Origin of the sequence: Vreelandella neptunia (genome assembly GCF_000712975.1) — a bacterium.
GTDB classification, from domain to species: domain Bacteria; phylum Pseudomonadota; class Gammaproteobacteria; order Pseudomonadales; family Halomonadaceae; genus Vreelandella; species Vreelandella qaidamensis.
On the sequence record NZ_JHQL01000004.1, the window covers coordinates 404114 to 416379 of the forward strand.

The 12266-nt window shown below is 53.8% G+C and carries 9 protein-coding genes; 6 read left to right on the forward strand and 3 right to left on the reverse strand.

Going from position 1 to position 12266, the window contains the following annotated elements; translation table 11 throughout:
* Positions 1–130: 130 nt before the first annotated feature.
* Complete coding sequence (locus CR46_RS0113960) at positions 131–2314, reverse strand: OsmC domain/YcaO domain-containing protein (RefSeq protein WP_030073926.1); 2184 nt, start codon at positions 2312–2314, stop codon at positions 131–133.
* A 176-nt stretch (positions 2315–2490) separates the two neighbouring features.
* Between CR46_RS0113960 and CR46_RS0113970 the strand changes: the two genes are divergently transcribed.
* Complete coding sequence (locus tag CR46_RS0113970) at positions 2491–3294, forward strand: helix-turn-helix domain-containing protein (protein ID WP_030073929.1); 804 nt, start codon at positions 2491–2493, stop codon at positions 3292–3294.
* Here the strand turns inward: CR46_RS0113970 and CR46_RS0113975 are convergent.
* Positions 3291–3899: a TetR/AcrR family transcriptional regulator gene (locus CR46_RS0113975; protein ID WP_030073931.1), complete on the reverse strand. Its 609-nt coding sequence runs from the start codon at positions 3897–3899 to the stop codon at positions 3291–3293. The genes CR46_RS0113970 and CR46_RS0113975 overlap by 4 nt on opposite strands.
* A 218-nt stretch (positions 3900–4117) precedes the next feature.
* Here CR46_RS0113975 and CR46_RS0113980 point away from each other — a divergent pair, with 218 nt between their 5' ends.
* Genes CR46_RS0113980 through CR46_RS0113995 form a run of 4 tightly spaced genes read left to right on the forward strand, consistent with a single transcriptional unit; the run spans position 4118 to position 10575 of the window.
* Positions 4118–5320, forward strand: coding sequence for an efflux RND transporter periplasmic adaptor subunit (locus tag CR46_RS0113980; protein WP_030073933.1), 1203 nt, complete (start codon positions 4118–4120; stop codon positions 5318–5320).
* The gene (locus CR46_RS0113985) at positions 5317–8415 is read left to right on the forward strand and encodes an efflux RND transporter permease subunit (RefSeq protein WP_030073934.1); all 3099 of its coding nucleotides are present in this window, start codon (positions 5317–5319) and stop codon (positions 8413–8415) included. Before CR46_RS0113980 ends, CR46_RS0113985 begins: the two co-directional genes overlap by 4 nt.
* Complete coding sequence (locus tag CR46_RS0113990) at positions 8415–9839, forward strand: ATP-binding protein (protein WP_030073936.1); 1425 nt, start codon at positions 8415–8417, stop codon at positions 9837–9839. The genes CR46_RS0113985 and CR46_RS0113990 overlap by 1 nt, the downstream gene beginning before the upstream one ends.
* 16 nt (positions 9840–9855) lie before the next feature.
* On the forward strand, positions 9856–10575 hold the full coding sequence (locus tag CR46_RS0113995) for a response regulator (protein WP_030073938.1): 720 nt from the start codon (positions 9856–9858) through the stop codon (positions 10573–10575).
* Between the two features lie 5 nt (positions 10576–10580).
* Here CR46_RS0113995 and CR46_RS0114000 read toward each other — a convergent pair whose 3' ends face one another.
* A complete protein-coding gene (locus tag CR46_RS0114000) occupies positions 10581–11513 on the reverse strand; it encodes an alpha/beta hydrolase (protein ID WP_030073940.1) in 933 nt (310 codons plus the stop codon).
* A 254-nt stretch (positions 11514–11767) separates the two neighbouring features.
* Between CR46_RS0114000 and CR46_RS0114005 the strand changes: the two genes are divergently transcribed.
* Positions 11768–12196 (forward strand): type 2 periplasmic-binding domain-containing protein, encoded by a 429-nt coding sequence (locus CR46_RS0114005; protein ID WP_035536748.1) that lies wholly within the window; start codon positions 11768–11770, stop codon positions 12194–12196.
* The last annotated feature ends 70 nt before the right edge of the window (positions 12197–12266 follow it).

Genomic DNA, 12266 nt, shown 5'->3' on the forward strand with positions numbered 1-12266 from the left:
TGCAGTTGTATGCACTAACTGCGCCATTTGCTGCACCACAGTGCATCACATAAAAAACGGTGCGCGCCTTTTCAGGCTGCGCACCGTGCGATTTTACCTCTGTGGACACGGCCAACTAGAGGTTCGCTTTTTACTTACCCGCTTTAGCCGCCCGCGCCGCGTGAAGCTTTTTATAGCTTTCGATCAAGCGCTGGTGGCGTTCCAAGCCTTCTAGCTGCATGTTAGTCGGCGTTAAGCCATGGAAGCGCACTTCACCACTCACCGACCCCACGACCGCTGCCATGGTCGCTTCACCGAACATGCGCTGAAAATTGGGCAGGTAATCGTTGAGCTCCAGCTCATCATCCAGCGTGATCTCTAACACCGCGTTTACCGCCTGATAGAACAGACCCCGCTCAACGGTGTTGTCGTTGTACTGCAGGAACATCTGCACGCAGTCCAGCGCTTCTTCATGGCGTTGCAGCGCAAGGTAAACCAGCAGCTTCAGCTCTAGGATCGTTAGCTGCCCCCACACGGTGTTTTCATCAAACTCGATACCAATCAGCGTGATGATATCGGCGTGGTCATCCATCTGGCTCTCTTCCAACCGCTCCACCAGATCAGTAAGTTGAGCGTCATCCAAGCGGTGCAGATTGAGAATATCTTCGCGGTAATCCAACGCTTTATTAGTGTTATCCCAGATCAAGTCTTCAATCGGGTACACCTCTGAGTAGCCCGGCACCAAAATTCGGCACACCGGCGCGCCCAGGTCTTCGTGTACGGCCATGTACACTTCGGCCCCCAGCTCCTCAAAAATGCCAAACAGCGTCGCGGCCTCTTCCTCATTGCTGCCAGAGAAGTCCCACTCGCTGAATTCAAAATCGGGCTTGGCACTAAAGAAGCGCCAAGAAACTACACCCACCGAGTCGATAAAGTGCTCAACAAAGTTGTTGGGTTCAGAAACGGTTTGCGAGTTAAATGTTGGTAGCGGAAGATCGTTTAGCCCTTCAAAACTGCGGCCTTGCAACAGCTCCGTCAAGCTGCGCTCCAGCGCCACTTCAAAGCTTGGGTGCGCGCCAAACGAAGCAAACACGCCGCCGGTACGTGGGTTCATCAAGGTGACGCACATAACCGGGAACTGCCCCCCCATAGAGGCATCTTTTACCAACACGGGGAAACCCTGGGCTTCCAAGGCGTTAATGCCTTCTACGATATTCGGGTAGTTTGCCAGCACCGCTTGGGGCACATCCGGCAGGGTTAACTCCTGCTCGAGGATTTCACGCTTCACCGCCCGTTCGAAGATTTCCGACAGGCACTGCACCTGGGCTTCCACCAGGGTGTTGCCCGCACTCATGCCGTTACTTAGGAACAGGTTTTCAATTAGGTTGGAGGGATAATAGACCGTTTTGCCATCGGACTGACGCACAAACGGTAGCGATACAATGCCGCGATCTTCACGGCCAGAGTTGGTATCGATCAGATGTGAGCCACACAGCTCACCTTCAGGGTTGTAAATATCGCGACAGTGTTCATCGAGGATTTCAGCGGGGAGTTCATCGTTCGGCCCCGGCTGAAACCACTTCTCATTGGGATAGTGAACAAAGTCGCTATTGGCAATTTCTTCACCGAAGTACTGATCGTTATAGAAGAAGTTACAGCTTAAGCGCTCGATAAACTCGCCCAGTGCGGAGCACAGCGCGCTCTCTTTAGTCGCCCCTTTGCCGTTGGTAAAACACATTGGCGAAGCTGCATCGCGAATATGCAGCGACCAGACGTGGGGCACGATATTCCGCCAGGAGGCGATCTCGATTTTCATGCCTAGATCAGCCAGCATCGCGCTCATATTAGCGATAGTTTGTTCTAATGGCAGGTCTTTACCTGGGATATAAGTAGCGCTGCCCTCCGGCGCGCCCATCAGCAGTGCCTGGGCGTCCTCATCGATGTTTTCTACCGTCTCGATCTGAAAGTCGGGGCCGGTTTGAACAACCTTCTTTACCGTGCAGCGGTCGATAGAGCGCAGAATGCCCTGGCGATCTTTTTCAGAAATATCTTCAGGCAGCTCAACCTGGATTTTGAAAATCTGCTTATAACGATCTTCCGGGTCGACGATGTTGTTCTGGGATAGGCGAATATTCTCGGTAGGAATATCCCGAGCGTTGCAGTAGACCTTAACAAAGTAGGCGGCACACATCGCCGATGATGCCAAGAAGTAGTCGAACGGACCGGGAGCCGAGCCATCGCCTTTATAGCGAATCGGCTGATCGGAGATAACGGTGAAATCGTCGAACTTGGCCTCTAAGCGGAGGTTATCGAGGTAATTGACTTTAATTTCCATGAACGGGCATCCGGAGCAATGAGTGTGCCTCAGCTATTAACATCATAAGCCGATAGGCGGATTGCCGCCCATTATCCAGTTTTTCACCCGCTTCGTCTTGGGAAGCATTGCACTGACTGGCCCAAAGCGTCACATTAGCCGCACCGCCGCTTTCTGAGAACGTTGAAACCGCCCCCATGCATGATGATTTTGTGGCTAACTTACGCCTACTGTGCAGCTACTACCCATCCATTGCGGATGTTTGCCGCCGCTTATCCATCAACCGTGCCCAGTTTAACCGCTACCTTAGCGGGCGTTATTATCCAAGCCACGCCGCGCTACAGCGTATTTGCCACTTTTTTGGAGTAACGCCCGAAGATATCGCCCTACCCCACCACGATTTCCGAGCGCTGGTGCAAACAGGCCAGCTCAATGCGGATGCCTCACCTAGCACGCTACCCTGGCCCAATGCGCTCATTCAGCGGGGTAGTGAAGGCATGGAACGTTATCTGGGTCGCTACTTCGAGCTTTATCACTCGATGTCGCGCCCTGGGCATTTGATGCGCACGCTGGTGTGTTTAGAAGCCAGAGAAGGAGGCGTGGTGTACCAGCGCACAGAAAGAATGCACGTTGCGCCAGACACGCGTCCTTGCCATAACCGCTACGTAGGCACCGCTGTTAAACTTGCAGACCGACTATTTTTAGTTGACCACGAAACACTCAATGGTCATGAAATTACCCAAACTATTCTGTTTCCCAGCTTTCAAAGCCAAGTAACGCGTTTAACCGGGCTAAAAATGGGCGTGGCAGATAACAGTGAGCGGATGCCCTGTTGTGTGCGAGTGGTATACCAGCGCTTAGATGAACAGATAAGCTTGCGGTCTGCGCTAGCTCAATGCGGCCTGCTGTCACTTGTCGACCCGTCGCTAGATGAGTCGCTGCTGGCAGCCGTGTGCAATGATGTGGCTAGCGGAGAGCACCATTTTCGAGCACGTCACTAGCAGTGTACTTCGCAGGACGGCGATGGTGTCAGTACATGGGCAAAGAGAATCGACTCAAAGTGCTCCATTGGAACGACTGACTTAAGCGTTTTAGCGCGCAGTATGGCGCCTTCCCACCCGGATAATATAAAACTGGCAAGGGCTTCTGGAACAATCGCCTTATCAATATCGTTCTGATTTTGCGCATCTTTCAGACAGACGACAAAACGTTGTTCCCAGCGCTGGAACACTAGATTAAGGGCATCACGGAAGGTGTCGCTTTGGCCAGAAAGCTCCTGGCCAAGGTTACCAATCAAGCAGCCAGTGGTGTGGTCGCAGCCCAACATATGCTCACGCCCTGTGGCGAAGTAACGCCGTAGCCGCTCTAACGGCGGCAACGAAACGTCTTCAAGCAGTGTTGCCAAACTTTCATCGTACTCGCTAGCAAATCGCTCTATCACCGCCAGCCCAAAATCTTCTTTGCTGGAAAAGTAGTGGTAAAACGATCCTTTAGGCACACCGCAGGTTTTTAAGACGGCATTAATACCCGTCGCATTGTAGCCCTGCTGGGCAATCAGTTCGGCACCGGTTTCAATTAACTTATCGCGAGTGGCGGTGTTTTTCATGACGTCACATTAACCAGTGAATTTAGTGCTTTGCAAAATAATAATGACAGGTATTGTTAGGCCCGTCAGCGGTTAGACAGCACGCTGCAGCGATGCTTAATGGGTTGCACGCTATTTGCACATTGCTTACCTAATCATTGCTTGCGTATCGGTGATGCTAGCATGATACGCCATTTTCTCTGGAATTTTCGCCCTTAGCCAACGGATGCCGCGCGGTAATGACCTCCTCCCACTCTTACGCACCCTCTCAACAAGGCCGTATCGGTTTCGGTGCCTTGGCAGCGCTACTGGTCTTCGCCTGCGGTTTAGCCTTGGCTTGGTGGATTATCAGCCAGCCACCCCGCGTTGAGCGACGGCCGCCACCGCCCGCCGCACCACCCTTAGTGGATGTCATTACGGCGGAAGAGCGGCTGCAAGCTCCCATACTTAATGGCTTTGGACGAGTAGAAGCAGAAAAATCCACTATGCTTGCCAGCCGAGTTGCCGGCCAGCTAGAACGCTTTGGGGAGGGCGTACTCCCAGGGCAGGTCGTCGAACAAGGAGCGCCGGTTGCGTATATCGATCAGGCTGATTTACGCCTAATTCTCGAAGATGCTGAAGCGCAGTTGGCCAACGCTCAGGCGCAGTTAGCGCTAGAACAAGCGGAGCAACAGCGCGCCCGAAGTGAGTATGAATCTTTTGGCCGCCAACTTAGCGCCGAGCGCCGCGCCCTAGTACTACGTGAACCACAGCTACGCCAAGCTCAAGCTCAACTAACGCAAGCACGGGTAGTCCGCGACCAAGCAGCACTTAATCTTGCACGTGCCACGCTAGCTGCCCCTTGGCGAGCGATGGTGCAAGAGCGCTTGGTTGGTGCAGGAAGCTTGTTAAGCCAGGGCACTGAAGTACTCAGTTTGGTTGGTGTCGAGCAGTTTTGGGTCCGCGCTTCGTTGCCGGGAGATATCTTGGGCTGGCTAACACCCGGCAGCCCCGTCACGCTTACCAGCCAAGGCTGGCCAGAAGGCGCAAGCCGAGGAGGCAACTTAATTTCTATTCTGCCCAACCTAGAAGAGAATGGCTTACAGGCGCAGCTTTTGATTGCCGTGAATGACCCATTATCACTTGAGCACGATGGTCCCGCGCTGCGCCTTGGCGATGTGCTACGCGTTACCTTTCATAGCACAACCCAGGAGCCGCTCATCGCCCTGCCCTCTGCAGCATTGCGCCCAGGCGAGCAGGTATGGTGGGTAGATGATGAAGATCGCTTACGCAGCACCCAAGTCACCCTGGCCTATCGCGGTCAGGAAACGGCACTGGTACGCAGCGGTTTAGTGCCCGGACAGCGCGTGGTAATTGCTGGTTTGGCTCAGCCTCGTGAAGGCCAGCAAGTCCGTATTCGTCAGCGGGGAGACACCCCAGCCAGAGATGAGGACAGCCCATGATTCGCCGTGGCCCGCTTGCCTGGATGGTCGACCATGGCGTTGCCCCTAACCTGATGATGGTGCTGTTTATCGTCGGCGGTTTAATGGCATCTCTGGCCATTAAAAAAGAGGTTTTCCCAGAATTTGAAACGGAAATCATCCAAGTTAGCATCAGCTATCCTGGCGCCACGCCGGAAGATGTTGAGCAAAGTTTGCTGCTACCGGTTGAAGCTGCCATTGCTGATGTGGAAGGCATCGATGAATTAACCGCCAGCGCTGGTGAAGGTAGCGGCGTGGTCAGCGCCACGCTGATCGACGGCGTTGATGTAATGCGGGCCTATCAGGATATCCAGCAGGCTGTGAATGCTATCACCACCTTGCCTAACGCAGCAGACCCACCGCGCTTTACCCTGGCTGGCCGCTCTCGCAGCGTGGTGAGCTTGCAGGTGTATGGCTCCGTGGGCTTAGCCGCACTGCATGACGCCGCCGAGGATGTGCGCGCAGAATTACAGGCCACCAGCGGCATCTCCCGTGCAGAGCTCTCCGGCAATCGGGAACGTGAAATCCAGGTGCTTTTGGATGAAGAAGCCATTGAGCGCTTTGGGTTAGACCATCAACAACTTGCCAGCCGAATTGCCGAAGAAGCGCTTGATCTCGCCAGTGGCCAGCTTACGACCGCCGAAGGTGAGTGGTTAATTCGCTACCAGGGCCGCCGCAACAGTGCGGATGAGTTTGCCGCACTCCCCATTCTCACCACCACCCAAGGCTCTCCCGTTGTGCTGGGCGATATCGCTCGCGTAAGAGAAGGGTTTGCTGAAACCGACCGTGAAGAGTTCTATAACGGCGAGCCAGGCTTATCGGTGGATATCTATCAGATTGGCGATCAGACGCCGACCAGTATTTCCCAAGCGGTTTACGGTGAGCTGGAGCGGCTGCGCGCCAACCTACCCAACGGGGTGCGCCTGGATGTTTCCAGAGATAGCTCAGAAATTTACGAAGACCGCCTGAACCTGCTGCTAAAAAACGCCTGGATGGGCTTGGCACTGGTGCTAATTCTTATGGCACTATTTCTTGAGGCACGATTGGCCTTCTGGGTAACGCTGGGCATCCCGACGGCATTTTTGGGCGCAATGCTATTTCTGCCTTGGATTGGCGTCTCACTTAATATGATGTCGATGTTCGCCTTTATTATCGCCCTTGGCATTGTCGTAGACGATGCCATTATGGTCGGTGAGAATATTTACAGCTACCGGGAGCAGGGCTATTCCCTTCGCGATGCCGCGGTAAAGGGTGCCCAAGAAATCGCCACACCGCTTACCTTTGCGATTCTGTCTAATATTGTTGCGTTCCTACCGTTGCTGTTTTTACCCGGCTTTTTAGGGCTTATTTTTGCCACCGTGCCAGTGGTTGTTATCACGGTATTTATTATTTCCCTGGTGGAAGCACTGTTTATACTGCCTGCCCACCTCGCCCACGCCCGTAAGCCCCGCAAAACACCCGTATGGCAGCGCCCCATTGAAGCCGTTCGTTTACGTATGCAAAAGGGCCTGCATCACTTTACTTATCAACAGTTTGAACCATTCTTACAGCGGGCGCTTAACCAGCGTTTACTAACGGTATCGCTAGGCATCGCCTTACTATGTGTCGCACTTGCCTGGGCAATGAGTGGTCGACTTGGCTTTTCACTCATGCCCAGAGTGGAATCAGACCAAGTTCAGGCCAGCGTTACCCTGCCGATTGGCAGCAACATTAGCGTTAGCCGTGAATTGAGCCAACAACTGCTGGATGCCGCCGAGCAACTAAGCGAACGCGAGGCAACCCTCAGCTTTAGCAGTACCCGAAGCCGCTTGGATGGCGAGAGCCTAACGGTGCGTTTAGACATCGCCAGTGAAAGCCTGGATGACTGGCCACCATCGCGCATTGCACGAGAATGGCGTGACTTAACGGGCGATTTAGTCGGCGCGCAATCCGTGCGCTTTGAGTCAGATTTCGGAGGCCCCGGTAGTGGTGCAGCGCTGAGCCTGCGTTTATCCCACCCCAACACCCAAGTGTTAGAAGCAGCCGCTGCGCAGCTGGCGGAACAGCTGGCTGAATATGGGTTAACCGATATCGATAGCGGTCTGGGTGACGGCAAACCGCAGCTTGAAATGCGCCTGTCTGCCGAAGGGCGCGCGTTAGGGCTAACCGGGAACGAACTCGCCCAGGCGCTACGCGGCCCGCTACAGGGAGCTACTGCCATCGAGCAGTTTATCGGCCGCCGAGAAGTCAGCGTAGAGGTACGCCTGCCTGAGCAAGATCGTGACAGCCTCAATGAGCTTTATCGACTGCCGATCCAGACGCCTGACGGCCTAAGCGTCCCGTTGTCTCGCGTAGCCGATATTACGTTAAGCCAGGCCTCTAGTAGCCTTCAGCGAATCGATGGTCGTCGGATAATTACGGTTACCGCTGACTCCGAGGGTGACCAAGCGATTAATCAAGTGCTCGCCACACTGCAAGAAGATGTTTTCCCCACTCTTAGCAATACCTGGACAGGGCTTGAAGTGAGTATGGGCGGACGACAGCAAGATACCGCCGACAATTTAGCCACGTTGCGCAACGCCATGTGGCTAATGCTGGCCGCGCTGTATGCATTGTTAGCCATCCCTTTCCGTAGCTACCTTCAGCCACTTCTAGTACTGGCGGCTATTCCGTTTGGTATTGTCGGTGCCGTCGCAGGCCATATGTTGATGGGGTTCGGATTATCGATTATCAGCTTACTCGGTATGCTGGCACTTTCCGGCGTGGTGATTAACGATGCCCTGGTACTGATTGACTATGCTAACCGTAAGCGTCGTGAGGGCATGGATGCCCGCGAAGCGATCGTCGCTGCGGCGACCCGCCGCCTACGGCCGATTATGATGACGACCCTCACCACGTTTTTAGGCTTGGCACCAATGATTCTAGAAACCTCTCGCCAAGCGCGCTTTATGATACCCATGGCTATTTCACTAGGGTTTGGCATGCTATTCGCCACGGTTATCTTGTTACTGGTAGTGCCCTGCCTCTACCTGGGGTTAGAAAACCTGCGTGAACGGCTCAGCAAACCACCCCAACCAAGCCATGAGGGAGTCAGCTAATGAAACTGCTCGCTTCACTACGCCAGTGGCGCCCCTCCCAACTGGGTCTAAAGCTTTTTGTGGCTATTTTAAGCGTTAACGTAGCCATTGCAGCGAGCGTGTTTTTAGCAGTGACTTACAGTATTGATCGCGGCTTTTTAGAATATCTAAATCAAGCCCAAGAGCGGCGCGCTATGCTGCTGGCGGATGGGCTAATTACTCGCTGGGAAACTCAGGGTAGTTGGCAATGGTTGGAGCAATCGCCAGAACGCTGGCCCTATATTGTGCGCTTTGAGCTTGGCCAGGAACACCGTGATCGCCCTTCTCCTCTCGGCGAAACCCAAGACTTCGCGTTACGCAATAGCGATGGCCGCTTCGTCATCCCACCTGCTGAAACCGCACGCGGCTCAAACGATTGGCGATGGCTCACCCTTTATAGCGACGTGACCTCAAGCGGAAACAATGAAGCGATTGGAGAACTTGGGTTTCGTCCTCCACAAGATATGATGGAGCGCATGGAAAGCCGTTTTCTAGAGCGCCAGCAGCGCAATTTAGTGCTTATTGTTGTTTCTCTCGGGTTGGCATCGCTGTTACTGGCAGGAGGGCTTTCCTGGTGGCTAGGCCGACGTACCCGAGCATTAGCAGGGGCAACGCTACGTTTAACCGAAGGTGATTATCACACTCGGTTACCAGAACGCGGCCGGGATGAACTTTCCAGTTTGGCACGCGACTTTAACGTGCTAGCAGCCACCTTAGAAGCTAGCCGCGACGCCAGAGCACGATGGGTATCTGATACTGCCCACGAGCTACGTACCCCGTTAGCAGTGCTGCGCGGCGAAATCGAAGCGATGCAGGACGGGATTCGTCCGCTAAACCAGGAAAATCTTAGCTCACTGGCTCAAGAAGTCGCTCAACTGGAACGGTTAGTCACTGACCTGAGACTGCTTTCCCAAAGCGATGCAGGCGCATTGGATATTCAGCTAGCGCCAATGAATCTCAGCGAAAGCTTAAAAGGCCGTTTATCCGATGCTGACCGCTGGCTAGAAGAGAGCGGCCTGACCTTGTCATGCCAGCTTACCCCCGACATCATGATACAAGGGGATGCCCAGCGTTTGCGTCAATTATGGAGCAATCTGCTGGATAACAGCTGCGCCTATACGCAGCCACCAGGAGCGCTACGGGTTTCGTTAATCTGCGAAGCTAACCATGCCGTTATTATTTGGGAAGACAGCTCCCCAGGCGTGCCTGAATGCGAGCTTTCACGCTTAACTGAACGCCTGTACCGCGTGGAGGGCTCACGTAACCGCGCAAGTGGCGGCAGCGGGCTGGGGCTCTCAATTGCTAGCGCGTTAGTCAATGCCCATGGCGGCACGCTTTCGCCTGGCGTTTCTGAGCTAGGCGGTCTGAAATGGACGCTGCGCTTCCCGCTATTTATTGCCTCTTAACCTAAGCGAGCTGACTATGTCTGAGAATAGTTCACCCCAAGACGCCTCACTGCTCATTGTTGAGGATGAACCTAAAATCGCCCGGCTAATGGCAGACTACCTGGAAAACAATAATTTCACCCCGACCCTTATTGCCAACGGCAACGATGTTATACCCTGGCTAACCCAGCAGCTTCCGGCACTCATACTGCTAGATGTGATGCTGCCTGGTAAGGATGGACTAACGCTATGTCGAGAAATCCGTCAACACTGGCCTAGCGTTCCCATTATTATGGTGACTGCAAAAGTCGAGGAAGTTGATCGTTTACTAGGCTTAGAGCTAGGTGCAGACGACTATGTATGCAAACCTTTCAGCCCCCGCGAAGTGGTTGCCCGCGTAAAAGCGGTATTACGCCGCAGTCAAGCCGCTGCGCAAGTCGATGACGCTTCAGCCACCACCCCGCAAGCACCGGTGACACTCGATGAAGAGGGCTGGCAGGCGCTCGCCAATGGGCACGACCTTGGCCTCACCGCCGTAGAGTTCCAACTGTTGCGCGTCATGATGCAGTCCCCGGGACGTATCTTCAGTCGCGAACAGCTAATGGATCACATGTATCGGGATAACCGCATTGTCTCGGAACGTACCGTGGACAGCCATATTAAGAAGCTACGCAAAAAAATCCATGAAGCACTCCCCGAACTAGAGATTATTCGCTCCGTTTACGGCGTTGGTTACAAATATCAGCCAGAAGGATAATCCGTCTATTTGCTATCAACGACCTGCGGCTGAACCTGACGATTCAAGAAGGCGATACCGGCTTCGATCGCGCTATCACGAAGCAGGAAGCTGGCAAAATGACCATAGCCACGCTGTAAGTACAGCTCGCTTTCGGTGCCCTGGGCCTGGAGTGCTTGATAGAAGTCAGTCGCGTGATCAACGGGCACTAACTGATCCCAGCTGCCATGAAACAGAAAAAACGGTGGTGCCTGGAGTGTGATTTGCCGCGCAGGTGAAGCCAACGCATAGGCCTCTGGTTTTTCGGCGCGGGTGCCGCCAATAAAGTCGACCACCAAACGACCATCATCAAACTTCAGTAGGTCGCTGGGTAGACCGCCAACTAGCACCGCTGCTAGCGTTGCGTGCTCGCCGCCATAAGGTTCGCCCAGCGGGCCTTCATTGCCAGCTAAGGCAAGCAGGCTTATTAAATGCGCACCGGATGAAAAACCAACGCCCACGATGCGGTCAGTATCCACTTGCCAACGCTCAGCGTTACTATGAAGCCAGCTCATCGCCTGCTGTAAATCATATAGCTGTTCAGGGAATCGGTACTCGGGAGCAAAGCGGTGCTCAATATTCACTGTCACATACCCCTGCGCGGCTAACTGCTCAGCAATCGCCTCCATGTCGTCAGGACCACGGTTGCGCCAGCCACCGCCATGTACAATGAGTGCCGCTGGTCGACGCTCTGTCGCTGAAGTGTTTGGTAACAGCACCTGGGCGCTCAATGTTTGCGCCCAACCATCAGGTGTATAATGCTGGGTGGGTAGTCGAGTAAAGGTTTGCGGCGTATTCAGCATCCCCTGCTCAATGGCAGGTAGACCCCGGCTGGCTTGATGCGTTGCACCGCAGCCGCTCATCAAAAGAGCTAGCGCGCTTAGGCTCAGATATCGACGCATAAGACGTAAATCTGGCATTTAAAACTCCTTAATATGCCCCCTCAATACGACGCTTCCTCAACACGTTTATTTAACACGTTTCTTTGACGCAACGTTTCAACATGTCTTTTCGATACGTGTTTTGAAAACCGTAAGCCCCCGCCCAAACGATTGTGACCGCGTAAGCTAAGATAAGATCACGGTTGTTGCACACTTTGTGCAAACGTTTTACACCAAGCCCTTAGATACTGATATCGACAACTTACCATTTTTAGAATGTTTCGAGGTTTGCTATGAACATATCATTACGCCAATTATTTGCGCCTGCACTACTTGCCGTTGCCCTTATGCCTTTAGCCTTCAGCGCCAATGCTGGTCACCACAACAGTGCAGGTATTGACCGCGAAGCGATGCAGGAGCGCATGGAAGAGCGCCGTCAAGACGTTTATCAGCGCGCCGGTTTAAGTGAAGAGCAACAAACTGCCTTAAACGAAGTACATGCTGAACATCGTGATGCCATGCTGTCGCTGCGCGAAGAGCACCAAGCCAAGGTGGCCGAGATCCTAACCGAAGAAGAGCAACAAGCGCTGCGCGATGCCATGCGCGAGATGCATGCTGACAAACATGACGAGCGACGCCATAGTGAAGGCGGTCATGGCAAGCGCGACCATGAACGTCGCGGACACTACGGCGAAGCTGCTGAGGAAGACACAGCAGAATAAGCGTTTATTAAACGTCAAACCTTGCTCTAACGCCCGGCCTAGCCGGGCATTTTTGTTTCTATACTCCTGA